Genomic DNA, 23,405 nt, shown 5'->3' with positions numbered 1-23,405 from the left:
TAAGAAATGAAGAGAAATACCTTTACTTATTTAAAAATCGGAGTTTTATCATGTTTCCTGGCAGGTGTAATAGCCTGTAAGCACGATGATGAAGAGGAGTTTACCTTTAACGGTCTTGATGATTCTTATTCCATTGAACGTTTAAAGGTTTTGAGTATTCCAACCAATGCTTCAGGATCGGTTACGTGGAGTATCAATGATTCTATTATCTCTCAAAATTCAGAACTTGAATTTATCAGCCCAACAGCAGATGCTTATCCGCTGACTTTAAAAATTAATAACAAAGGAAACGAACAGGTTTATCATTCTAAAATCATTGTTACCAAAGAGAAAACACCTTACAGTAAATATATTGCTAAAGTATTGGAATTCCGTCCTGCTGTAGGACAGTTCATGAATGAAATTCCGGAATATATGCCTGGAAATACCACTGCAAATATGCTTCAGAAAGCAAACGAATCGTTGGTGGGAGGTAATTCTACCATGATCAGTCTGGGCGGATATGGCGGATATGTGGTTTTCGGTTTTGATCATACCATTCCGAATTTGAACGGAAGAGATTTTAAAGTGTTAGGAAATGCATTCTTTGGAAATGATGCCAGTGATCAGCGTTCAGGATCATGTGAGCCGGGAATTATTATGGTAGCCTACGACAGAAACAAAAACGGAAAACCTGATAATGATGAATGGTATGAAATTGCAGGCAGCGAATATTTTAAAAACGCAACCGTAAAAGAGTACAGTATAACGTACCATAAACCTGATGAAAATAAAACACCTGTAGCCGGAACCGAATTCTGGCAGACCGATGTAGAATATATCAAGTGGAATGATAATCTGGGGAATCAAGGTTTTAAAACAAAAAATACGTTCCATGCACAAAGCTATTATCCTTTATGGTTTACCGATAGTTCTTACGGCTTTTCGGGAACAAGACTGGCAAACAATTTTTACGATCAGAATGGTGACGGATCGTATTGGGTAGGAAAGTCATATGATTTCGGATACGCTGATAATGCTCCGAATAATGACGAAGCTTCCAATATTGATATTTCATGGGCTGTAGACAGAAACGGAAAATATGTAAAACTTCCTGGGGTAGATTTTATGAAAATATACACAGGGGTCAATCAGGAAGCTGGCTGGCTGGGAGAAGTTTCTACAGAAGTGGCAGGGGCCTACGATTTACATTTCAAATAATAATTCAATCTATTTAAATTAATAAAAAATGAAAAAGTTTTACCTTTTTATGATGCTTTTTCTGTTTGCATGTCTATCAAATGCACAGATAAAAGTTCAGGGCGTACCCAGAAATGATATTTCGGGGATCAGCAAGCTTAATACCACCACAATCAGTTTTTCTGATATTCAGTATTGGGTAGGATCAGGAGCTAACCAAGCTGCTTTTGTAGTGCAGTGGAACGACAGTAAAAACCCTGACGCTATGGTTTGGGGATTCAAATGGGACGGAAATGCTACAGGTGAAGATATGCTTAAAGCTATTGCTAAGGCAGATCACAGACTTTACACATTGCTGTATCAGGGAACACAATTTGGGTCAGCAGTAGGAGGAATAGGTTTTGACATAAACGGTCAAGGTACCAATGCACTGATCAAAAGCGGAAATGCCACTTATCCGTTATATCCGGTGAATGGTTTCGTTAATACAACAGCTTATGATTTTGACAGCTATACTATCGTAGATGCTGCCAACGATCACTGGCAGTCCGGATGGACGGTTAACGGGTATTGGTCTTATTGGGTAAAAAACCCTGCAGATGCTGATTTCGGATATTCCAGCGTAGGAGCTTCTTCACGTGTATTGGAAAACGGCTCATGGGATGTCTGGAATTTTAACGTAGGCTTTAATTCTACCCCAATTTCATCTACGCTTACCCCTGTTTCGCCTTATGTAGCATCCAATAACTTTACCAACGGATATTTCATGGTGAACGAAGAATGGTTTGGTCATACCAACGGTTCTGTGAACTTTATTGACAATAACGGTCAGATCAATTACCGTGTGTACAGTAATGCAAACAACAACCAGGCTTTCGGTGCAACTACACAATATGGAACCATCTATGGAGACAAATTCTATTTTGTATCAAAACAGGCTGCCGATGGAGGAGATACTCAATATACTCCGGGAGGAAGACTTGTTGTAGCTAATGCACAGACTATGCAGAAAATTGCTGGGTTTAATAACATTGGAGGCGGTGATGGAAGGTCATTTGTAGGAGTAAATGAGCACAAAGGATATATTGGTACTTCTACCGGAATTGTTCTTTTCAACATTGATAATTTACAGGTAGGTTCTTTAATTGCCGGAACTGGCGGCAGCGGACAGATTGGAAATATGATCCGTACTTCACAATATGTATTTGCAGTGAAGCAAGGAGTAGGAATTTTAGTAATTAATCCTAATACAGATACGGTAGTGAGTACCATTGCAGGAGGTTTCTATTCAGTTGCTCAGGCTAAAGACGGAAGTGTATGGGGAATTCAGGATCAGAAGCTGATCAGCATCAATCCCACTACTTTTGCCACACAGGTTTACAATATCCCAACAACGAAATATATTGGAGACTGGGGAGCATGGAATGCTGGTAAATTTTCAGCAAGTAATAAAGAAAATGCCTTATATTGGATCAATTCAATCAGCAGCTGGAGCTCAGGAACACAGATTGTAAGATTTGACGTTACAACGAAAACATTTAACGAAAACTTTGCCGCAATTCCAGGGCAGACAGGACAATTTAAGCAGATTCCTTACGGTGCAGCTCTTCGTGTAAATCCTGTTACCGGTGAACTTGTTCTGAACACAACAGAAAGCGGATACGGTGCACACTATCAGAAAAACTGGATCCATACTTATAATATGACCGGAGCTCTTATCAGTACAAAAACTTTGAATGATTACTATTGGTTCCCGGCATTAACGGTATTTACCAATAACTCAGCTCCTGTTGTGAGTAACGTTTTACCTTCACAGGTTACAGTAGGAAATACTACTGCGATTGATTTGAAATCAATAGTTTCTGATGCAGACAATATGACTGTTTCGGTTGTAAAATCTATCAAATCAAACAGTAATCCTACAGCAGTTTCTGCAGTAATTAATGATAATGATGAGCTGGTTTTAACACCACTTGTTGCAGGTACATCTGATATCGTGATCAGGTTTAACTCAAATGGTAAGTTAGTAGAAAAAACACTTACAGTAAACAGTACAACTTCAACTTTAGCAACTGCTGAGGTGAAGAAACTTGAATTTGGTATTTATCCGAATCCGGTTACTGATATTCTTATCATCAAAACACAGGAGAAAATCCAGAATGTTTCTATGTATGATGCTTCAGGAAGAATGGTTAATGCGCAGCTGAACAACGGACAAATCAATGTAAGCGCGCTTCCAAAAGGTATTTATATTTTGAAAGCCATTACAGATAAAGCGGTATATCAGCAAAAAGTAATTAAAAACTAATACTATTTTAGATAGCAAATCTTGTTAATATAACCCTAGCCAGTTTTGGTCAGGGTTTATTTATGAAGTGATAGAGATTTTTTTATCATGAAAAATAGTAACACATTATTCCTAATAAAAAACCCGGCAAGCTTGAAAAGCCTGCCGGGTTTGATCTGTTGTGGATCTTTTATTTGATGATTACCTTTTTAGAGTAGGTTTTTCCTTCTTTCGTAGTAAGGTTCATGATGTATACTCCTTGTGGCTGCTTTGTTTCAAATGTATTTGATGTTAGCTTGGAACGGAATACTTCTTTTCCTGAAGTATTGGTAAGACTAACCTCCGAACCTTGTGTAGAAATATTTTTGTCAAGAGTAAACTGTCCATTCTGACTGTGAGCCATGAAATTGATGAACGGATCTTTGTACTGATATCCATAGTATACTCTAAGCTCACCACCAATATTTAGTAATCCTGAATTCACATTGATTTTGATACGGTCAAAAGGAATGTTCATGGTAAGTTCAATCTCTCCTTTGCTTGGGTCTCCAGCTCCAAGGTTGAGCAGGCTGGTACTAAGATTTTGGCGATCGTTGTTGGAAACATCTCCATTGAATGTCTCAATTGATACACCTCCCAATACCTGAGCAGATAGTGGAGTACCATTTGAACCAATTCCAATGACAAGCTTATTGGTGTTATTGGCGATATTGGTCGTTGGGAAGATCAATGTCTGTTCCGTTCTCGCCAAAAGGCCTACTGAAACCTGGATAGTAGAGTAGTCAGTTTCGTTACTTCCTACTGCATTTTGAGGATTCAATACTCCGCAGCCTAAGCATACTCCCAATACCTGATTGGTTTGGCTGCTTACATAGGTTTTCACAATCTGTGCAAAAGACATTGTGCTTGTTAAAAATAGGAATGATGCCAAAACTGCAGCTTTCATGGTGCGTTGGCCAGGTAATAAATAAGTTTTCATATGTAGAAAAATTTTGGGTTTTAGTTTCGTGTAAATTTATAAATAAAATGATTATGTTGCTTATTTTATTTCATATTTATGTGATTTGTTAATAATTTATTGATATTTATAATTATGAATTTATTTTTACTTAATAATTTGTTTTTGTATTTCGCTGAAAATGAATGCAAAAAAATACGGTAGCTTAAAAGTCTACCGCATGTATTATATCGCTTATTTTATTATTTAATTAAAATTTTTCTGGAATATGTTTTTCCTTTTTTAGTCTGCACATTCATTATATAAACTCCTTCAGGCTGTCTTGGTTCAAAAGTGTTTGACTGTAATGTAGAACGAAATACTTCTTTACCAGAAGTGTTGAATAATATGACTTCTGAGCCTTCTACCGGAACATTTCCTCCAAGTGTAACCTGTCCGTTTTGACTGTGAGCCATAATGCTGATCAATGGATCCTGATAAGCATAATAAATTCGGAATCCGCCGCCAAGACTCAGTACACCTCCCGTTAAGCCTATTCTTATTCCGTCATAAGGTTTTGCCGGCTTGAATTCTACTGTTCCTCTGTTTGGTATTGCTCCCAGTTTAAGAAGACTTACATCTATCGTTCTGCGGTCCTCATTAGAAGTGCCTCCATTCATAGTTTCAAGAGTTACTCCACTTAATAACTGTACAGATAATGGAATGTTGTCTGTACCAATTCCTACAACCAGTCTTGTGTCTGATCTTAGGTCAGGAAAAATCAGTGTTTGTTGAATTCCACCCAACAAAGCTGTTCCCAATACCATTGTTGAATAGTCATCTTCGTTATACCCAACTGCATTCAAAGGATTCTCAATATGACATCCCAGGCAGGCTACACCAAATACACCTGAGCTTTGCGCGTGTGCATAAATTCTGTTTTGTGCAAAAGATAATGTGCTGGTTGAAAATAGAAATAAAGCCATTAATCCTGCCTTAAAAGAGAATCGGTTTCCCAGAAGTAAATTAATTTTCATGTTATTTATTTTTATTGTGAATAGTTTTAGCCAAATTTAAGGATTAATAGACCAAGTAAAAAATAATATTTCCATTATTGGTGATGTTTTTAATGAAATTTAATATGGTCTTGTTATCGGATGACAAAGACTATTGATTCTTTGGATTGTATAAGAGGAAGATGCAAAAATTGAAGAGCATCTTTTGTTGATATTGTTGGGTATAATTCAATGGAGGATTCCCAAAATGATAGGGTAGTGTGGTAATTTAGGAGATCCGGTGATTAAATAAGTAAGATACTGCCGGGTAAAGATGGTCTGAATGTATGTATAAAACAAAAAAAGGACTTTCGAAAAAATCCTTTTGTAGCCCGTAGGGGAATCGAACCCCTCTTACCAGAATGAAAATCTGAGGTCCTAACCGATAGACGAACGGGCCCTCTATCTTCCATTACCGAAATAATGTGTTAGTTTTTGTTTTTATAAGTATCAACTCTTAATCTTGTAGCCCGTAGGGGAATCGAACCCCTCTTACCAGAATGAAAATCTGAGGTCCTAACCGATAGACGAACGGGCCGGTTAGATTTATTTTATATATAGCTTTTTCTACTGTGATCTTTATAAAACCACCGTTATTACAGTGGTTTTATAAGATGTAAGTAGCCCGTAGGGGAATCGAACCCCTCTTACCAGAATGAAAATCTGAGGTCCTAACCGATAGACGAACGGGCCAGCTATATTTTTACGCTAATTTATTAACGTGCTTTGTCAATTTGCTTTTCAAGTTAGCCGCTTTGTTCTTGTGGATAATATTTTTCTTAGCTAATTTATCCAATAAAGCGATAACTTTTGGCAGTTGTTCTGTAGCAGCAGCTTTGTTCTCTTCATTTCTTAAAGCTTTTAAAGCTGTTCTAGCAGTCTTGTGGTAATATCTGTTACGAAGTCTTCTAGTTTCGTTTTGTCTGATTCTCTTTAGTGCTGATTTATGATTTGCCATATCGTTTAAATGTGAGTGCAAAACTATAAACTTTTTTTAAAACTACCAAATTTATTTTCAAAAATTTTAATTTTCTTCTGAAAGGTACTTTCTTAGTTTATTTATTGCTTGTTCTATTTTTAAATTTTCTTGTTCTTTTTCTAATTTTTTGATCGTATTTCCCAGCATGATCAATGCATTGTTCCATTCTCCAGTGGTGTTGGTGAAAGTGAGTCCATCAATTGTTACTTCAAAAGCAACCCTCTCTCCAGTCCTGTAAAGTCTGAAACTGATTTTATCATCTCTGCCTGTAATCCCGTCTTCATTGATTTGTAAATCGTAACTTTTTGGGTTAGAGTGGATTTTCTTAAAAAGCAATTTCGCTTCTTGTATTTTTAAATCCGGCATGATATAAAATTTGGTAGCCTGTAGTGAACTACAAACAATGATTTATAAATAATATTTTTCATCAATGCGACCATATTTGTGCGACCAATTATGGTTAAATTTTTGCAAATATAATGCTTTTGTGACATATAACATAAATGGAATGAATTTTTACGATAAAAGTAAAAGCCATATATTATAATGATATTAATTTTCAGGTTGTTAGAATATTGCAATTCCTAATAAATTTTGCCAGAACATTGTAAAAATCTGGAGAATATTAATTTTAAAAAGAGTTCTCAGAAAATATTCAAGCTGGTTTTGAAAGTAAAATACAGTATAAAATAAGCCATAAAAAAACCTTTAACGGATTCGTTAAAGGTTGATAAGTTTGTAGCCTATAGGGGAATCGAACCCCTGTTGCAAGAATGAAAATCTTGAGTCCTGACCACTAGACGAATAGGCCAAATTTTGAGGTTGCAAAAGTAATCATTAACTTTTTAACTTCAAAATTATTTTTTTTAATTATTTATAGACTTTCTGTATCACTGTGTTTTTGATACCTTTAGCTTCAAGCTCCTTTTGAAGTTTTGCTGCATCTTCCAACGTGTATACTTTTCCATAAGTGTAATAAAAAACGCCATTGTCTTTCTCTCTTTCCACATCTTTCAGGTTCTGAAGAATGTAAGAATTTCCATTCAGTTTATCACCCGAATATACTTCTATGGTGTAGTATCCCATATTAATCCTTTGATTAGGCATAAATCCTACTGCAAAAGCATTTCTAAAACCTGCATCCTTGGCTGTTTTAAGATTAATATCTTTTACAGAGGCCATATTGGTTACAGCATAGTAATACTTGTACTGTCCGTTTTCTTTAAGAGTAAGAATATAGTTCAGGCCTTTCAGAGCCGGATCATTTTCATTGTATTTCGTAGGAGAACTCATGAGTAGAATTCTGAAATCATTTTTCAAAGGAATTTCTGCAGGTTTTTCAGGCTCTGGTTTTCTGACTGCAATAGAACCTCCCGATTTTCTGTCAACTGCTTTTTTATAATCAATAATAGCATTGTAAATACTTTCTGCAATTTCAGTCTGCCCCTTATCCGAAGCAATATAATGGCTTTCCTCAGGATGGTTGATGAAACCTGTTTCTATCAGTACAGATGGCATGGCATTCATACGGAGAACGTGAAGGTTCTTTTGGAAAACACCTCTTGAGGAACGCTTGTCTTTATTTACAAAGTTATCCTCTACCAATCCTCCCAAAAGAAGACTGGACTCCAGATATTTGTTCTGCTGAAGTTTTAAGGCAATTAATGACTCCGGAGAGTCAGGATTATAAGATCCGAAGGTCTGCTTATCTTTTTCATCCAGGAAGATCACGTCATTTTCCCTTTTGGCTACCTCAAGATTTTCGTTATTCTGGTTAGGTCCCTGTACATATGTTTCTGTACCATAAGCTGTAGGTCTTTGGGAGGAATTACAGTGGATAGATACAAAAAGATCTGCTTTGCTCCTGTTGGCCAGATTGGTTCTGTCAGATAGAGAAGGATACTCGTCAATTTTACGGGTATATATAACTTTGAAATCTCTGCTTTTCTCTAACATTGAGCCTACTTTTAACGTAATGGCAAGTGTAATGTCTTTTTCAGCGACTCTTCCAATATCGGAATAGGTCCTGTTGGCCCCATGATCACTTCCTCCGTGTCCCGCATCCAGAACGATAGTAAACTTCTTCTGAGAGAAAATAAAGTTGCTGGTCAGGATAAGGAGAAATGATAAAATTATTTTAAAATTTTGTTTGTGCATCTTACAGTTATAAAAATTATATTAATTTTGGGCCTTAATTATATATAATAAAATTGGCCAAAACCGTCCTCAAAAATATATTACAAATTTTAATTATCCTAATTTTTAACAATTTTTTAGCACAGAAAACTCCTGAAAAATTGCCTAAAAATGCGGTTAATGATACTATTTCCAAAAAGGATACCATAGTTGTAAAAAAAGAAACTTTGGATGATGTTCTTCGCACAAAAGCTGATGATCAGAGAAGAGATGTCCCTAAAAAGATGACTTTTCTGAACAAAAATGCGCAGGTGAAGTATCAGGATATGCAGATTGATGCAGACTATATTTCCATAGATGATAATAAAAACCTGATCTACGCCAGAGGAAAACAAGATTCTTTAGGAAAAATTATTGAACCTGTAATTACAACACAGGCCGGGAAAAAATACGAAACCAACGAATTCAGCTATAACACAAAAACCAAACAGGCAATTGCTTTCAATGCAAGAACAGAAGAAAGTGAAGGGGTAATTATAGCGCAGAAGACCAAAAAATATAACGACTCCGTATTCGCGATGAGAAAAGCGGATTATACCACGGATGATTATTTCATTAAGAAAAAAGATACCGCCGCGGATTATTTTATGAGAGCTTACAATATTAAGCTGATTAAAACCAAAACCAAATCCCAGATCGTTACCGGGCCTATCCAGATGTTTATTGAGCAGGTTCCTACACCTCTTTACCTTCCTTTTGCTATTTTACCGTTTTCAGATAAAAGGGCAGCGGGTATCCTGATTCCGAGTTTCGGGGAAAGGGAAGATGTAGGGTTTTTCCTTAATGGAATAGGGTATTACCAGCCAATTGGGGAACACTTTGACGTGAAGATTCTTGCTGATATTTATACCAAAGGAAGCTGGAATTTACGGCCTCAGGTAAATTATCAGAAGAAGTACCGTTATTCCGGAAACTTTACAGCGGATGTTGGAACCATGGTAAGAGGTATTAAAGGTTTAGATGATTATACAAAGAACAGTACTTATAGAATAAACTGGACACACTCCCAGGATTCTAAAGCCAATCCTTTTCTTACATTCAGTGCTTCTGTGGATATCGTAAGTACAAAGTTTTATAATAATCCTCTTAACAACAACTATATTTTCAACCAGAATGTATTGAATACCCAGCAGAACTCTACGGTAACCCTTACCAAAAGATTTCTGAAACTTCCGGCAACAATTACAGGAACGGCTTCTTATTCACAAAACTTTGCAACGGGATTGGCAGACCTTCGTCTTCCACAGATGAACGTAGCGATTAACCAGTTTTATCTGTTTAAATCAAGAACAGGAATAAGACAGGGACTTCTTGAAAATATTACAGTGAATACAGGTTTCAACCTTACCAATTTCGTTAATACTCAGGAGAACGAACTGTTTAAAAAAGAAATGTGGGACAAAATGCAGACAGGTCTTAAAAACAATATTGCATTGGCTACCAATACCACGGTGGCAAAATATTTCACTTTCAGTTTAAGTGCGAATATCGACAATGCATTGACTACAAAAACATTGAACAGATTCTATGATCCGGTAAAGAATGTAACAGTAGATGAGATCAATAAGAACTTTACAGGATATTCTACATTCTCTACTTCTGCCAGTCTTCAGACCACCCTTTTCGGGATGATGAAATTTAAAAAAGGATCTGCAGTAGAAGCAGTAAGACATATGATGACTCCAAGTGTAAGCTTCACCTATTCTCCGGATTTTTCAAGTCCTAATTTCGGATATTATAAAAATTATTACAATGCAACTGGAGCGTTGACTCCTTATTCTATTTTCGAAAAAGGGATCATAGGAAGCCCGTCAAGTGGAATGCAGGGTGCTTTAGGTTTCAATATCGGTAACAATATCGAGATGAAAGTAAAGTCTAAGAGTGATTCCACAGGAGTGAAAAAAATCAAGATATTTGAATCTTTAAACCTTTCAGGAAGCTATAATTTCGCTGCTAATGACCACCCTTGGTCTGTATTCTCAATCAACGGACAGTCTTCATTCTTCAATAATAAACTTACGGTAAATACCAGTCTTGCGCTGGAGCCTTATAAAATAGATTTCTCTTCTGGTCAGGATTCAGGGGTAAGAACAGAACAGTTCGGGCACTTCAGTGTACAGGGATTCAATGTTCAGTTATCTTATCCTTTAAGCAGTGAGATTTTTGGGGAGAAAACAGATTATGCTAAAAAATATTCTTCAAAAGGAGAGATCCGGAATGAAAATTATTATTTTGATGATGATCATTACGCCCATTTTGATCAGGCATGGACTTTAAACATCAGTGCCAATTATGCCTACTCAAAAGGACTGAGCAGATTTGCCAACAAAATTGCGTCCATAGGATTAGACGGGAGCCTTAAGTTGACTCCTTTCTGGAATATTACAGGAAGTACGCATTATGACATGGTAACAAAAGAATTGGCGTATACAAGAATTGGTTTCTCAAGAGATCAGCGAAGTTTTACCATCAATTTCAACTGGGTGCCTTTCGGACAGTATAAAGTGTATGACTTCTTTATTGGTATAAAAGCCAATATCTTAAGTGACGCACTGAAGTACAAAGACAGAAGCTTTACCCAGCCTAATGCACCTTTCTAATATCAGATTGGCATTTGAGAATATAAATTTTATATTTGCAATCAAAATAAACTCTAATGAAATCACTGCTGACAGGATTTTCTTACTGGCAAAAGTGATGGCATATGACCTTAGAAAAAAATAAATATCCGCTATGAAACAAATAATCAACACAGTTAATGCACCTGCAGCTATCGGTCCTTATTCACAAGCTAATATGGCAAACGGAGTTTTGTATATCTCCGGACAGATTCCTGTAGATCCTGCAACTGGTAAATTGGTAGAAGGAATTGAAAAAGAAACACACCAGGTAATGAAAAACCTTGAGGCAATTCTTACTGAAGCCGGAATGACTTTCAAAAACGTTGTAAAAGCTACCATCTTCCTTAAGAGCATGGATGATTTTGCTGTAATGAATGATATCTATGCTTCTTACTTAGATTCAGAAAGCTATCCTGCCCGTGAAACAGTACAGGTTTCTTGCCTGCCTAAAAATGTGGATATCGAAATTTCTATGATTGCACATCAGGATTAATGAATTTTATAAGAAATACAATTGCGGTTCTGGTAGGTCTTGGCATTGCAGGGCTTATTATTACTCTTGGTATAAGGGTTTTTCCGCAATGGGTTACTTTTGAGGCTTTTGCTCCGTTTGAGCACTGGCAGAGGTTTCTTTTCAGTATGAAAGATGATCAGGCGTTTTTTGGCTTCCTGTTGTTTATTTCCGGATTGGGAACTACTATTGGGGGCGTTGCAACAGCCATCATCGTTAAATATGCTAAAGTAGCTTATGCTATTCTGATCGGTTTTATTATGCTCTTTATTGCTATGCTGGATGTGATTATATTTCCTTACCATCCTACATTTTATAAGATCTCTATTTTCCTTACTTTTTTTCCGTTTTCCTGGATTGGAGGTAAGATTGTAGAAGTTATTTATGAGCGGAACAAGCAGAAAAGAATTGCTGAAAAAATGAATAAGCCTAAATAAATAATAAAAAACGCTGCAGATCTCTGCAGCGTTTTTTTGTTGATATGAAAAACTAATTTTGTCTTCTGATTAAGGCATTTTGAATCCTCTCTGGTAATTTCTTCCGTAGTCGTCCATATATTTTATTTGTATAGTTCCTGTGAACTTATTCAATAAACTTTCCACATCTTTCTGTGAATTTACAGGTTTACCATTGATTTCTGTAATGATATAACCGTCTACAATTCCTGCTTTGGCCATTTCGCTTCCTTCTAAAACGTTTTTAGCAATCACTCCGCTAGTTAAGCCGTAATATGCTTTCGTTCTTTCGTCAATGCTTTGGAATTCAGCTCCGATTTTTTCAGTTACGCTAAGATCTGCTTTTGTTCTCGTGGAAGTACCTCCTTTCTGGTCTCTAAGCGTTACAGTAGCCGTACCGTCTTTACCATTTCTGGAATAGGTTACCTGAACTTTATCACCAGGACGCTTGCTTCCGATTGACATTGAAAGATCAGCAAAGTCTGTGATATCGTAGTTGTCTACTTTGGTAATAATATCTCCTTTTTTCAATCCTGCATCTTCAGCACCACTATTGTCACCAAATCCTGTAATATAAATTCCTGAACCTACTTTCAGACTCGTTTTAAACTGTTTGTTGTATGAAGTTACCAATTGGTCATTGGAAAGGTCCAGAGACTGAACGCCCAGGAATCCTCTCTGTACAATTCCGAATTTCTTGATATCCTCAACAATTTTTCTGGCTAAGTTAGAAGGAACAGCAAATCCGTATCCCTGATAATATCCTGTAGTAGACTGGATCGCAGAGTTGATTCCGATAAGCTCCCCGTTAGTATTCACCAAAGCTCCTCCTGAGTTACCCGGGTTGATTGCAGCATCCGTTTGAATGAAACTCTCAATAGGATTAGTTGCTTTTCCCTGGCCTCCTAAAATTCCGATACCTCTTCCTTTTGCAGAAACAATACCTGCTGTTACCGTAGAATTTAATCCAAGTGGATTTCCTACTGCAAGTACCCATTGCCCTACATCAATATTATCAGAATTTGCAAAATTTAAGTAAGGAAGACCTTTTTCTTCAATCTTTAGTAGTGAGATATCCGTATTTGGGTCAGTTCCTACCAGAGTTGCGATATATGATTTTTTATTGCTTAATACTACTTCCAGCTTATTGGCACCTGCTACCACGTGATTATTGGAGATGATGTACCCATCTGGAGAGATGATGACACCTGAACCCATTCCTGATGGCATATTGTCCGGGGTCTGTTGCTGCTTCTGTCTCTGCTGGCCCTGGCCTCTTCCCCCGAAAGGGTCTCCGAAGAAAAAGTCGAACAAGTCTTGTTCTGAAGCTCTGCTTGCTGTTCTGCTTTGGTAATTTTTGATGGTAACTACAGCCGGAACGGTTGTTTTGGCTGCCTTTACAAAATCGTCGCCTACTGCCCCCGTATTCATTCCTGCGAATGAGGTGTTAGGTGCTGACGTTGTGAAGTAAGATTGATCTCCATTGTTGGAGCTGTGTCCTAAATATTGTATGGCTCCAACGGTAGTAGCTCCGGAAATAACTCCTACTACTGCAAATGGTAATAGTTTTTTTAAAGTACTCTTCATTGTATATCTTTCTTGTTTATTAATTATTTCTATTTTATGTTTTTGAGTAAACAAATTTAATGTTAAATAAGTAAGCAATTAGTATGCTATGTTTCAATTTTAACTAAAATTTAACGGCTATTATGTCATTTTATGTCTTATGTCATAATTGTTAATGTCAAGGTTAACAAAACTTAAAAAAATATTAAAGAAAAAATGTCAGTTTGTAGGGTGTAAAATACATTCTGTTTTCCATTATTTATTACTAATTATTCAATGCTGGCCACTCATTATTCATTACCTGTGATTTGTGTCATAAAGATACTTAATTCAAAAATGATTATCTTTGCAAAAATTTTATTCTCACTTAAAACGTTTATAGCATGCAACTGTATAACACCTTAAGCGCAGAAGAAAGAGCTCAACTTATTGATGAAGCCGGTAAAGACCGTCTTACTTTGTCTTTCTATGCGTATGCCAAAATTGAAGACCCCAAAAAATTTCGCGACGAATTATTTATAGCCTGGAATGCCCTTGATGCCCTTGGCCGTATTTATGTAGCAAAAGAAGGAATTAATGCTCAGATGAGTGTTCCTGCAGATCAGTTTGAGGCTTTTCGAAATACGCTTGAAGTTTATGATTTTATGAAAGGAATCCGTTTGAACGTCGCTGTTGATCAGGATAACTATTCTTTTTTAAAATTGACAATTAAGGTTAGAAATAAAATTGTTGCTGACGGTTTGAACGACGAAACTTTTGATGTTACCAATAAAGGAGTTCACTTAAAAGCACAGGAGTTCAATAATTTACTTGAAGATCCGAATACAATCGTTGTAGACTTCAGAAATCACTATGAAAGTGAAGTAGGACACTTTGAAGGAGCTATTACTCCGGATGTGGAAAACTTCAGAGAAAGCTTACCGATTATCAATGAACAGCTACAGGATTTTAAAGAAGATAAAAACCTTTTGATGTACTGTACCGGAGGTATCCGTTGTGAAAAAGCAAGTGCTTACTTCAAACATCAGGGCTTTAAAAATGTCTACCAATTGGAAGGAGGAATCATTGAGTATACCCGCCAGATTAAAGAAGAAGGAATAGAGAGTAAATTTATCGGTAAAAATTTTGTATTTGACCACCGTTTAGGGGAAAGAATTACAGATGATATTATTTCACAGTGCCACCAGTGTGGAAAACCTTGTGATAACCATACCAACTGTGCTAATGATGCATGCCACCTTCTGTTTATCCAGTGTGATGAGTGTAAAGCAATAATGGAGAACTGCTGTTCTACAGAATGTCTGGATACTATACATCTGTCTTGGGACGAACAGGTGAAGCTAAGAAAAGGATTACAGGTCGGAAATAAAGTATTCAGAAAAGGGAAGTCTGATGCCTTGAAATTTAAAAATTCAGGTGATTTATCAGATAAACCTTTAGCAAAAGCTGAAACAAAGAATATACGCCAAAAAATTGCGGTTAAAAAAGAACTGATTGGAAAGGCAGAGCATTATTTCTCAAAATCAAAAATTGCACAGTTCTTAATTGAACATAAAGACTTGTCAGTTGGAGATAAAGTATTAATTTCAGGCCCAACAACTGGAGAACAGGAAATTACTATTACTGAAATTTATGCAAATGGAGGTCCTTGTGAAACAGCAAAAATTGGAGATCAGATCACTTTCGAACTTCCATTCAGAGTTCGTTTATCTGATAAACTGTACAGAATTGTGCAAAACGCATAGTCAGGAATAAACGATAAAGCTGTGAAAGTTTGTCCGGTAAAAATTATTTCAGTTCTAAAACTTAATAATTATGCTAAAAGCTGAGCTTAGAAAAAAATATACCCAAAAAAGAAAAGCCTTGTCTCCTGATGAGGCTTTCTTGTTATCTGGAAAAATTTTTGAAAATTTTATTGATCACTTCAATCCTCAGGAAGGTGAAAAAGTACATGTTTTCATCCCAATTCCTGCAAGAAAAGAAATTGATACCCAAATCTTCATTCAGTATTTTTTAGCGAAGAATATACATGTTTACGTTCCTAAAATTGTGGGTGATAGGCTTATTAGTATTGAAATCTTTGAAAATACTGTTTTTGAAACCAACAGCTGGGGTATTTCGGAGCCTGTTTCTAATGAAGATTCAGGTGAAAATAATTTTCAATATGTGATTGCACCATTGCTGTACTGTGACAGAAAAGGAAATAGAGTAGGATATGGGAAAGGTTTTTATGATGGATTATTCCAGGATATATCAGCAGATACCAAAAAAATCGGAGTCAATTATTTTGACCCCGATGAATATGTGGATGATGTCTGGGAAAATGATATTCCTGTAGACTATTTAGTTACTCCTACTGAAGTACTGTCTTTCTTAATCGGTGGGGAATAGAAATCTAAAAAGTAGAATTTAAACTCCTTTTTGAGCTTGGAAGTAGACAGCAGTATATATTGTGCATTTTTTTCAAAGCTTCCCAGAGATCTGTTTTTATTATCAAAATATTCCACATTAAACTTGGCATAGTCCAGAGTGTCTTTTTTATAGAATTCTTTATAAACATTCAGGTTGCTCACCTTTGCTGTTTTTACTTTCATGCTATCCAGTTCTTTCAGTAATCTTTTAAATGTCAAAGAATCCGGTTTATGGAAATAACTTTCCATTTGTGAATAAATAACGGTATCTATTTCTGTATTTCTGTTTCCGGATAGATAAAGAGTAGAAAGGTCAAAAAGTTCCTGAACTTTCTGTTTGGTAATAGAATTGATCGCCTGCATGCTGTCCATCTGTACTGCAGGATAACTCTTTTCATTGTTGCTGTTTCGTAGCTTATCGAGGTCGCTTACCTCTGAGGTTTTATTATTACAAGCAATAAATAATGTCAGAAGTACGGTGAAAATTAAAAAATTACTTATTCTTTTCATTTGTGGTAGCAATTTTAAATTTGATGGATACAATTTTACCTTTGTTATCCTTTTTCATTTCTATTACATTCAGATTTTTCAGTGAAGTTGTAGGAGTAGTGACCAGAGTGATGTATTTCTGTTTATCCAGTCTTTCTATTCCATAGGTGTCATTGTCATATACCTGATAAATTACAGCATTGCTGCTGATCAGGTTTTCCAGCTGATTTCTTTTCTGCTTGATAAGGGCAACCTGTTCATCCGGATTTCCTCCTTTGATGTCTTTTATCGAGAAATAGTACACGGCCATCTTGTAATCGTCCGGCTTTAGTTCTATTTTTTCCTCTTCAGGTGCATTCTCAAGGTTTCTGTTGACTTCCAGAGGCTCGTAGAAAGGAGCGCTGATACGCATTTTTAAATTTTTATCCTTAGTAGAATAATAAAAGCACTCACCAGGTTTTATTTTATACATCAATGGAGATTCGTTTTCCTTCACCACCATTATTTCTAAAGTGTTGATTACAGAAACTCCTCTGTCTTTATCGATAAAACAATATTTATAAGTTTTCGAAAAAAGAACATCTTTAAATCCCAAAAGACCGGTGATCGTAATTAAAACGGAAGTAACGAATGCCCAGGCGTTCTTTTTGAAGAAATTTTTCTTAGGTGGAACGGATGAAATTTCAATTTTCTGAGCGGTATTGTTATTTTGATTAACTTGCTGGTTATCAGTGTTTGATTTTTGTAAATCAATGTTTTCTTGGGTGGTGTTTTCGGTTTTTCTAGGCTGAAATTCAGTTTTTGGAATATCAGGAGCTGTAGAAACTGTTTTTTCAAGTTCACTAAGATCTTCTTCTTCAGAATTTTCATTTTCCTGTAGCAATTCACCCGCAAAAAGATGCAGCTTTTTGAATTCATACCAAGAGTCGTAACCTGCATAAATACTCAATAAATTGAGCATGTCTATCCTTGGTAATTTAGTAACCGGTGAACTTTTGAAATAGGTGTAAAATGACTTTTCACTGATGTTCCCTTTCGCTTTTTTACGCAGGTCTTCCTGAAAATATATAATATCAATACCCTTCCACTTGGATATATCATCCTGCGAAGGGGTATGTTCTTTTAAGTATTGACCCTGAACATCCTTTTTTAGCTGCTCAAAGTGTAATAGATCTAAATCTGTCAATTTTTCAAAAAATAATTAAATTGTTGATTATCAGCTATGTTTTTTTGTAAAACTATTTTACAAAGGTATTACAATTATTTTTCATAAACAAATTTCCTAACTGCTATACCTTTGTCTTGTTCAAATAACAGAACAGAAGAAAATTTTATAAAACAATATTAACAAAATTAAATTTAATTTATTATGAAAAAGTCATTATTCGTAGCTGCTATCGCTGCAATCTCTCTAGTTGCTTGTAAAAAAACTGAAGCTACTTCTACTGAAGGAACAACTGATTCTGCTGCTGCTACTGTAGCTGATTCTGCTGCTGTAGTTTCTGACTCTGCTGCTAAAGTTGTTGATTCTGCTGCAACTACTGCTGTAGAAGCTACTAAAGATGCTGCTGCTGCTACAACTGCTGCTGGTGCTGAAGTTGCTAAAGATGCTGCTAAAGGAGCTGGAGAAGCTGCTAAAGGAGCTGCTGATGCGGCTAAAGGTGCTGCTGACGCTGCTAAAGATGCTGCAAAAGACGCTGCTAAGAAATAATTCTAGCATACGCTTAACAATAAAAGAACCGTTTCACTCAGTGAGACGGTTTTTTTATGCTTAGTCATTGCCGAGCCCAAGGCGAAGCAACCCCATTGAAAATAAAGCCCAGCTTTATCAGACGGTATTTATCCTTTTTTTTGTTTTAAAGATTCATAGCAGGTAATAGCTACTGCATTACTCAGATTTAAAGAATCAATACTTCCGGCCATAGGAATCAGCGTGTTTTTTCCTTTTCCAATCCAGAAATCACTCAATCCGGAATGTTCAGTACCGAATAATACGGCAGAACGCTGTCTGAAATCTCTCTTATAAAGGTCTTCAGCACTTTCATCCATAAGGGTAGTGTAAATATTGAAGCTGTTTTTTTGCAGAAATTCCAATGTTTCTTCATTTTCAGCCTGATATACTTCCATTCCAAAAAGACAGCCCACACTGGATCTGATCACATTAGGATTGTAGAAATCAGTTTTCCCATCAGCAACAATCAGTGCATCTACTCCAAACGCTTCACAACTTCTTAAAATAGCGCCAAGGTTTCCCGGTTTTTCTACTCCTTCAACAATAATTACCGTAGAATTTTCTTTAGGAACAAATGATGAAAGAGGAGTTTCCTTTGCCTGGTAGATCCCGATAATTCCTTCAGAACTTCCTCTGTAAGCTATTTTTTCATATACTTTTTCACTTACATGATGGATTTTTCCCTCTGGAAGGCTTCCTTTAAAGATATTTTCACAGATAAAGAATTCCAGTGGTTCAAAATGATACTGCATAGCTCTTTCATTTTCCTGCTGGCCCTCTACTACAAAAACTTTTGATTTTTTACGAAACCTGTTGTCAGTAAGGAGCTTAGTGACATTTTTTATTTTTTCGTTTTGAAAACTTTCTATCAACATTCCGCAAAATTATGCAAAATTTATGATTGAACTTCTCTGGTTTTGATAAAAAGGTTTTTCCACGTGATCTCAAAGGGGAGTTTATTTTTTCTTTTTGCATAAATAACAATGACCGTTATAGCAACAATGGAAACTAATTTATATAGATTTCCATAAAAATTACCGGAAACATTTTCCGAAACAGTAAAGATTTCCCAGTACAGATTCATCAGGAAATGCAGAAATATAGCTGTCCATAGATTATATTCGGATTCAAAATACACCCAGGCAAAGAATAAAGACCCAAGAAATGTAATCGCGAATATTTCCATAAGCTCTGTTATATTCTGGCTCTGGTATAAATGTACCTGTGCAAACAGTAAAGATCCGAATAAGGCTGATGATAAAAAACCAAGTCTGGTAAACCGGTATATTGTGCCTATAAGAAAAGCCCGGAATATGATTTCTTCAAAAAATGCTGAAGATAATGTATTGATAAACAAGGTTTCAAAATATATTTTATTAACTGCTTTAAAGTGAATCATATATCCAATAAGCATGGGAAGAGTTCCTGTAAAAGCTAATGTAAATCCTTTGAAAATAGGTTTGTTTAAAGAAAGAAGATCCAAAATATTTCTTTTGGGTAACATAATTTTTAAAGTGATGATCAAAGGAATTAAAGTTATCAGATAAGCGGTTACATGTGCTACGGCTTTGCTATGGCTTAGGTTTTTTGAAAATGTCTGAATGCTTTTAAAAAAGAAAGTATCAAAGAAATAATAGGCTGTAAATCCCAGAATAAAGATTAAAAAGAAGCGGATATTCTTACTCATGTTAGTTAAATTTTGAGCAAAAATGTGGTTTTAAATCTATGCATTCAAACTAATGTGATGAATAGCAAAGAATAGTGACGAATGACAAAATTTATGGATTCTGCTGCTGTAGCTGAGGAATAATTGAAGGAATAAAACTTCTTGAAACCGGGATTTCAAAATCAATTTCCGGGAGAATTAATTTATATCCCTGAGCATTTCCTTTAAGATTTTTGACCTTTGTAAGATTGACAATATAAGAACGGTGGCATTTTTTGACAGAACCGTTTTCGATTTGTTGTAGAGCACTGGATAAACTGATTCTGACCAACACTTTTTTTAAAATATTATTCTCTAAAAAATAAAACGTACAATAGTTTTCCATTGACTGAACGCATAGAAAATTGCTTTCGCTGATGATAAGTTCTATATTCTGTGCGGATATTTTCAATAAATTTTGCTGTAATTCCGGAATAGAAACCGGAAGGTGTTGAGAAATATTCCGGGCTGTATTTTCGTGAAGATTCTTTAAATAGATATACCGCGATAAAATATATATGATAGAAATTGGAATGCCAACGGCCAGAGAATAAAGGAACATATAAAAATAATTGCCCAAATCAAGTTTTACATGGCTCAGAAATAATGAATTGTAAAAGTAGGATAGAATTGATCCAACGAATAGAATGAAAATTATTTTTAAAAGCTCTGCACCCATATTCCAGTTGCTGAAACGGGAAGTCATAAGATTGGCGATAAAAAATGTTGTTCCAAAAATAATGCAATAGGGGAAAAGTAGTAAAAACTTATAGGGATGCAGAAAGTTTTCTGTACCAAAAGGCTGAAAAATAATCAGAAACAGGTATACAGAAACTCCTGCTCCCAAAGAAGAAACGAAAATTTCTTTGAAGGATTCGGATTTTGGGTAAGGATATGATGCAAACGAAAACATATCATTTAGCTTTCTGATGGTTCAATAAGGTTACTATTGTCTATAAGACTTTGAGGCAGATCTTTTTTATTTTTAATTCCTAATGACTTCAGCTTTTGAGTTTGAATCACAAGGTTGTCATTTCCGGTATGAAGCTGTTTGTAAGCATCATTGTATACATTTTTAGCCTGATCTAGGTTTCTGCCTACTTTTTCCAGATTATCCACAAAACCTACAAATTTATCATAAAGTCTGGCTCCGCGTTCTGCAATTTCTACGGAATTTCGGTTTTGATATTCACGTTTCCAAAGATCAGCAATCAGTTTAAGGGAAGTGATCAGGTTACTTGGATTAAGCAAAAGAATTCTTCTTTCATAAGCATAGTTCCAAAGGTTCTGATCTGCCTGCATGGCTGCAATATAAGCGGGTTCACTAGGAATAAACATCATCACGAAATCCAGTGATTTTCCGTAATCATCATATGCTTTCTGGCTTAGCTGTGTGATATGGTTTTTGATAGATCCAAGGTGTTGGCTAAGTTTTATAGCGTAAACATCAGCGTCGGTTTCATCTACCAATTCTGTAAAAGCAGTTAAAGATACTTTAGAATCAATGATGACATTTCTTTCATCCGGATATTTTACAACGGCATCAGGACGCATTTTCTTTCCTGAGAATTCTGAGAATAAAGCTTTATTGTCTTCATCCCGTAATTCATGTTCCAGAAAATATTCTCTTCCTTTTACCAATCCAGATTTTTCAAGGATACTTTCTAGGATCATTTCGCCCCAATTTCCCTGGGTCTTACTTTCCCCTTTCAGTGCACGGGTCAGTTTTTTGGCATCTTCGGAAATTTGCTGGTTCAGTTCTGCCAGTTCTTTCACTTTTTCGGCAAGAGAGAAGCGTTCTTTATTTTCCTTTTCATAGGCTTCGTTGACTTTATTTTTTAAATCAGCAATTTTTTCCTGAAAAGGTTCCAGAATGTTTTTTAAGTTATTTTGATTTAAAGTGGTAAACTTTTCTGTCTTTTCTTCTAAAATTTTATTGGCAAGGTTTTCAAACTGAAGTTTGGAGTCTTCCTGGATCTTAATAATTTCTTCTTTCTGGGTATCAAGCGATTGTTGAAGACCTTCATTTTTTGCAGAAAGTTCAGAATTTTTAGCAAAAAGAGTCTGCTTTTCAAGAATGTGGGTTTCTATCTGAGAATTCTGTCTCTGATTGATTTGTTTTAATTCCTGGAACTGAATGTTTAAAGAAGAATATTCGGCGGAGATTTTAGAAAACTCATTTTTCAGGTCATCAAGAAGATCCTGCTGCAGCATATTGGCTTCTTTCTCTTTGCTGATATTCTGATGAAGTTCTTGAATCTTAAGGTTTGAATTTTCAAGATCAGACTGCGTTTTTATAGATAAAGTATTCAGCGAGTCATAAGAACTTCTTGAAACCATTGACGATTTCAGTGCAAAATATAATATAACCGCGCCAAGTATACCACCGGCAATCAACCCAATAATTAAGTATATCATCTCCATCTTCCAAAATTATGAAAAAAGGCCGGAAGCTGTATGGACAATAATAGTTGTTTGTTCTACTATTTTTAATGAGAAATAAAATGATTAGCTCTTGTTTGATAGATGTTCATTACTTCACTCTTCTTTCTTCCCGCTTTCTTTCTTAATAAGAATACCTATATTTATAGGAAATTTCAGAGAATTATGAATATTTTGTTGGTAGAAGATGATCAAAGAATCAGCAATTTCCTGATTAAAGGCCTTTCTGAGGCTGGGTACAATCTCACTCTTGCAGATTCCGGGGAAAAAGCGCGTGAATTTCTTCATACCTATGATTTTGATCTTATTTTAATGGACATCATGCTTCCCGGATTGGATGGGATGCAGCTTACACAAATTATTAGATTTAAAGGAAACTATACTCCGATTCTTGTTTTAAGTGCATTGAACAGCCCGGATGATAAGATCAAAATGCTGGACATGGGCGCTGATGATTATTTATCAAAACCTTTTCATTTCGAAGAACTGATTTCAAGAATTAAAGCTTTAACCAGAAGGAATAAACTAAGCTATCAGAAAGAAGATCAATATTTGTCATGCGGAAATATCGTCATTGATACAGATCTTCACAAAGTAACGCAGAACGATAAGGAAATAGAATTTTCGCCTACAGAATACAAGCTTTTTACTTTCCTGATGGAGAATAAAAATAAGGTGCTGAGCAGAACCCAGATTTTACATAAGGTATGGGGAATTGATTTTGATAATACAACGAATGTGGTAGATGTTTATATTTCCTATGTCCGTAACAAGATTGATGAAACAGAACAAAAAATTATTCATACAGTAAAAGGAACAGGATATTTGATCAAAGACTGA

At 35.7% G+C, this 23,405-nt stretch carries 21 protein-coding genes and 4 tRNA genes; 9 read left to right on the top strand and 16 right to left on the bottom strand.

Going from position 1 to position 23,405, the window contains the following annotated elements; all coding sequences use genetic code 11:
* Nucleotides 1-6 precede the first annotated feature (6 nt).
* Together ACPF63_RS19535 and ACPF63_RS19530 are read left to right on the top strand one after the other, a co-directional pair.
* On the top strand, nucleotides 7-1,200 hold the full coding sequence (locus ACPF63_RS19535; protein ID WP_426480983.1) for a cell surface protein: 1,194 nt from the start codon (nucleotides 7-9) through the stop codon (nucleotides 1,198-1,200).
* 28 nt (nucleotides 1,201-1,228) lie between these two features.
* Nucleotides 1,229-3,487 (top strand): DUF5074 domain-containing protein, encoded by a 2,259-nt coding sequence (locus tag ACPF63_RS19530; protein ID WP_426480982.1) that lies wholly within the window; start codon nucleotides 1,229-1,231, stop codon nucleotides 3,485-3,487.
* 169 nt (nucleotides 3,488-3,656) lie between these two features.
* Here the strand turns inward: ACPF63_RS19530 and ACPF63_RS19525 are convergent, their stop codons facing one another.
* The 9 genes from ACPF63_RS19525 to ACPF63_RS19485 all read right to left on the bottom strand — a co-directional run bounded on the left by ACPF63_RS19525 (nucleotide 3,657) and on the right by ACPF63_RS19485 (nucleotide 8,594).
* Entirely contained in the window at nucleotides 3,657-4,445 is a 789-nt protein-coding gene (locus tag ACPF63_RS19525) for a T9SS type A sorting domain-containing protein (protein ID WP_426480981.1), read from the bottom strand.
* Between the two features lie 221 nt (nucleotides 4,446-4,666).
* A complete protein-coding gene (locus ACPF63_RS19520) occupies nucleotides 4,667-5,440 on the bottom strand; it encodes a T9SS type A sorting domain-containing protein (RefSeq protein WP_426480980.1) in 774 nt (257 codons plus the stop codon).
* Nucleotides 5,441-5,786: 346 nt separating this feature from the next.
* A tRNA-Glu gene (locus ACPF63_RS19515) sits at nucleotides 5,787-5,858 on the bottom strand.
* A gap of 66 nt (nucleotides 5,859-5,924) precedes the next feature.
* Nucleotides 5,925-5,996 (bottom strand) — tRNA-Glu (locus ACPF63_RS19510).
* Nucleotides 5,997-6,079: 83 nt separating this feature from the next.
* A tRNA-Glu gene (locus ACPF63_RS19505) sits at nucleotides 6,080-6,151 on the bottom strand.
* A 10-nt stretch (nucleotides 6,152-6,161) separates the two neighbouring features.
* On the bottom strand, nucleotides 6,162-6,416 hold the full coding sequence (rpsT, locus tag ACPF63_RS19500; protein WP_002983073.1) for a 30S ribosomal protein S20: 255 nt from the start codon (nucleotides 6,414-6,416) through the stop codon (nucleotides 6,162-6,164).
* 66 nt (nucleotides 6,417-6,482) lie between these two features.
* Nucleotides 6,483-6,803, bottom strand: a complete 321-nt coding sequence (locus ACPF63_RS19495; protein ID WP_047380487.1) for a hypothetical protein — start codon at nucleotides 6,801-6,803, stop codon at nucleotides 6,483-6,485.
* A 373-nt stretch (nucleotides 6,804-7,176) separates the two neighbouring features.
* A tRNA-Glu gene (locus ACPF63_RS19490) sits at nucleotides 7,177-7,248 on the bottom strand.
* Between the two features lie 59 nt (nucleotides 7,249-7,307).
* On the bottom strand, nucleotides 7,308-8,594 hold the full coding sequence (locus tag ACPF63_RS19485) for an N-acetylmuramoyl-L-alanine amidase family protein (protein WP_426480979.1): 1,287 nt from the start codon (nucleotides 8,592-8,594) through the stop codon (nucleotides 7,308-7,310).
* Between the two features lie 53 nt (nucleotides 8,595-8,647).
* Here ACPF63_RS19485 and ACPF63_RS19480 point away from each other — a divergent pair, with 53 nt between their 5' ends.
* From ACPF63_RS19480 to ACPF63_RS19470, 3 genes are all read left to right on the top strand, one after another.
* On the top strand, nucleotides 8,648-11,233 hold the full coding sequence (locus ACPF63_RS19480; RefSeq protein WP_077413561.1) for a putative LPS assembly protein LptD: 2,586 nt from the start codon (nucleotides 8,648-8,650) through the stop codon (nucleotides 11,231-11,233).
* A gap of 133 nt (nucleotides 11,234-11,366) precedes the next feature.
* The gene (locus ACPF63_RS19475) at nucleotides 11,367-11,747 is read left to right on the top strand and encodes a RidA family protein (RefSeq protein ID WP_034694591.1); all 381 of its coding nucleotides are present in this window, start codon (nucleotides 11,367-11,369) and stop codon (nucleotides 11,745-11,747) included.
* On the top strand, nucleotides 11,747-12,202 hold the full coding sequence (locus ACPF63_RS19470) for a hypothetical protein (protein WP_047376540.1): 456 nt from the start codon (nucleotides 11,747-11,749) through the stop codon (nucleotides 12,200-12,202). The genes ACPF63_RS19475 and ACPF63_RS19470 overlap by 1 nt, the downstream gene beginning before the upstream one ends.
* Nucleotides 12,203-12,271: 69 nt before the next feature.
* Here ACPF63_RS19470 and ACPF63_RS19465 read toward each other — a convergent pair whose 3' ends face one another.
* Nucleotides 12,272-13,807, bottom strand: a complete 1,536-nt coding sequence (locus ACPF63_RS19465; protein WP_180565036.1) for a trypsin-like peptidase domain-containing protein — start codon at nucleotides 13,805-13,807, stop codon at nucleotides 12,272-12,274.
* Nucleotides 13,808-14,169: 362 nt separating this feature from the next.
* Between ACPF63_RS19465 and ACPF63_RS19460 the strand changes: the two genes are divergently transcribed.
* Complete coding sequence (locus tag ACPF63_RS19460; protein WP_426480978.1) at nucleotides 14,170-15,531, top strand: rhodanese-related sulfurtransferase; 1,362 nt, start codon at nucleotides 14,170-14,172, stop codon at nucleotides 15,529-15,531.
* A gap of 70 nt (nucleotides 15,532-15,601) precedes the next feature.
* A complete protein-coding gene (locus ACPF63_RS19455) occupies nucleotides 15,602-16,177 on the top strand; it encodes a 5-formyltetrahydrofolate cyclo-ligase (RefSeq protein ID WP_426480977.1) in 576 nt (191 codons plus the stop codon).
* Here ACPF63_RS19455 and ACPF63_RS19450 read toward each other — a convergent pair.
* Both ACPF63_RS19450 and ACPF63_RS19445 read right to left on the bottom strand, forming a co-directional pair.
* Nucleotides 16,126-16,707 carry a hypothetical protein gene (locus tag ACPF63_RS19450; protein WP_219072105.1) on the bottom strand — a complete coding sequence of 194 codons (582 nt, stop codon included), beginning with the start codon at nucleotides 16,705-16,707 and terminating at the stop codon, nucleotides 16,126-16,128. The two genes, ACPF63_RS19455 and ACPF63_RS19450, sit on opposite strands and share 52 nt — an antisense overlap.
* A complete protein-coding gene (locus ACPF63_RS19445) occupies nucleotides 16,691-17,872 on the bottom strand; it encodes a hypothetical protein (protein WP_077413566.1) in 1,182 nt (393 codons plus the stop codon). Before ACPF63_RS19445 ends, ACPF63_RS19450 begins: the two co-directional genes overlap by 17 nt.
* A 183-nt stretch (nucleotides 17,873-18,055) precedes the next feature.
* Between ACPF63_RS19445 and ACPF63_RS19440 the strand changes: the two genes are divergently transcribed.
* Complete coding sequence (locus tag ACPF63_RS19440; RefSeq protein ID WP_047380511.1) at nucleotides 18,056-18,397, top strand: hypothetical protein; 342 nt, start codon at nucleotides 18,056-18,058, stop codon at nucleotides 18,395-18,397.
* Nucleotides 18,398-18,525: 128 nt separating this feature from the next.
* Here ACPF63_RS19440 and ACPF63_RS19435 read toward each other — a convergent pair whose 3' ends face one another.
* The 4 genes from ACPF63_RS19435 to rmuC all read right to left on the bottom strand — a co-directional run bounded on the left by ACPF63_RS19435 (nucleotide 18,526) and on the right by rmuC (nucleotide 22,547).
* Entirely contained in the window at nucleotides 18,526-19,293 is a 768-nt protein-coding gene (locus ACPF63_RS19435; RefSeq protein WP_426480976.1) for a TrmH family RNA methyltransferase, read from the bottom strand.
* A gap of 20 nt (nucleotides 19,294-19,313) precedes the next feature.
* A complete protein-coding gene (locus ACPF63_RS19430; RefSeq protein ID WP_426480975.1) occupies nucleotides 19,314-20,105 on the bottom strand; it encodes a CPBP family intramembrane glutamic endopeptidase in 792 nt (263 codons plus the stop codon).
* Nucleotides 20,106-20,196: 91 nt separating this feature from the next.
* Nucleotides 20,197-21,036, bottom strand: coding sequence for a LytTR family transcriptional regulator DNA-binding domain-containing protein (locus ACPF63_RS19425; protein WP_426480974.1), 840 nt, complete (start codon nucleotides 21,034-21,036; stop codon nucleotides 20,197-20,199).
* A gap of 5 nt (nucleotides 21,037-21,041) precedes the next feature.
* On the bottom strand, nucleotides 21,042-22,547 hold the full coding sequence (gene rmuC, locus ACPF63_RS19420; RefSeq protein ID WP_426480973.1) for a DNA recombination protein RmuC: 1,506 nt from the start codon (nucleotides 22,545-22,547) through the stop codon (nucleotides 21,042-21,044).
* 183 nt (nucleotides 22,548-22,730) lie between these two features.
* On the opposite strand from rmuC, the gene ACPF63_RS19415 reads away from it, so the two are divergent.
* Nucleotides 22,731-23,405 carry a response regulator transcription factor gene (locus tag ACPF63_RS19415; protein WP_426480972.1) on the top strand — a complete coding sequence of 225 codons (675 nt, stop codon included), beginning with the start codon at nucleotides 22,731-22,733 and terminating at the stop codon, nucleotides 23,403-23,405.

Origin of the sequence: Chryseobacterium sp. R2ACT005, from assembly GCF_049949215.1 — a bacterium.
Taxonomy (GTDB): Bacteria; Bacteroidota; Bacteroidia; order Flavobacteriales; family Weeksellaceae; genus Chryseobacterium.
The sequence above is the reverse complement of the archived record's forward strand: the minus strand, read 5'-3'. Positions and strand labels throughout refer to the sequence as shown.

Excerpts from the sequence above, each read along its gene's own strand:
- ACPF63_RS19535 (WP_426480983.1), top strand. The coding sequence starts at position 7 with ATGAAGAGAAATACCTTTACTTATTTAAAAATCGGAGTTTTATCATGT.
- ACPF63_RS19530 (WP_426480982.1), top strand. The coding sequence starts at position 1,229 with ATGAAAAAGTTTTACCTTTTTATGATGCTTTTTCTGTTTGCATGTCTA.
- ACPF63_RS19525 (WP_426480981.1), bottom strand. The coding sequence starts at position 4,445 with ATGAAAACTTATTTATTACCTGGCCAACGCACCATGAAAGCTGCAGTT.
- ACPF63_RS19520 (WP_426480980.1), bottom strand. The coding sequence starts at position 5,440 with ATGAAAATTAATTTACTTCTGGGAAACCGATTCTCTTTTAAGGCAGGA.
- rpsT (WP_002983073.1), bottom strand. The coding sequence starts at position 6,416 with ATGGCAAATCATAAATCAGCACTAAAGAGAATCAGACAAAACGAAACT.
- ACPF63_RS19495 (WP_047380487.1), bottom strand. The coding sequence starts at position 6,803 with ATGCCGGATTTAAAAATACAAGAAGCGAAATTGCTTTTTAAGAAAATC.
- ACPF63_RS19485 (WP_426480979.1), bottom strand. The coding sequence starts at position 8,594 with ATGCACAAACAAAATTTTAAAATAATTTTATCATTTCTCCTTATCCTG.
- ACPF63_RS19475 (WP_034694591.1), top strand. The coding sequence starts at position 11,367 with ATGAAACAAATAATCAACACAGTTAATGCACCTGCAGCTATCGGTCCT.
- ACPF63_RS19470 (WP_047376540.1), top strand. The coding sequence starts at position 11,747 with ATGAATTTTATAAGAAATACAATTGCGGTTCTGGTAGGTCTTGGCATT.
- ACPF63_RS19465 (WP_180565036.1), bottom strand. The coding sequence starts at position 13,807 with ATGAAGAGTACTTTAAAAAAACTATTACCATTTGCAGTAGTAGGAGTT.
- ACPF63_RS19460 (WP_426480978.1), top strand. The coding sequence starts at position 14,170 with ATGCAACTGTATAACACCTTAAGCGCAGAAGAAAGAGCTCAACTTATT.
- ACPF63_RS19455 (WP_426480977.1), top strand. The coding sequence starts at position 15,602 with ATGCTAAAAGCTGAGCTTAGAAAAAAATATACCCAAAAAAGAAAAGCC.
- ACPF63_RS19450 (WP_219072105.1), bottom strand. The coding sequence starts at position 16,707 with ATGAAAAGAATAAGTAATTTTTTAATTTTCACCGTACTTCTGACATTA.
- ACPF63_RS19440 (WP_047380511.1), top strand. The coding sequence starts at position 18,056 with ATGAAAAAGTCATTATTCGTAGCTGCTATCGCTGCAATCTCTCTAGTT.
- ACPF63_RS19435 (WP_426480976.1), bottom strand. The coding sequence starts at position 19,293 with ATGTTGATAGAAAGTTTTCAAAACGAAAAAATAAAAAATGTCACTAAG.
- ACPF63_RS19430 (WP_426480975.1), bottom strand. The coding sequence starts at position 20,105 with ATGAGTAAGAATATCCGCTTCTTTTTAATCTTTATTCTGGGATTTACA.
- ACPF63_RS19425 (WP_426480974.1), bottom strand. The coding sequence starts at position 21,036 with ATGTTTTCGTTTGCATCATATCCTTACCCAAAATCCGAATCCTTCAAA.
- rmuC (WP_426480973.1), bottom strand. The coding sequence starts at position 22,547 with ATGGAGATGATATACTTAATTATTGGGTTGATTGCCGGTGGTATACTT.
- ACPF63_RS19415 (WP_426480972.1), top strand. The coding sequence starts at position 22,731 with ATGAATATTTTGTTGGTAGAAGATGATCAAAGAATCAGCAATTTCCTG.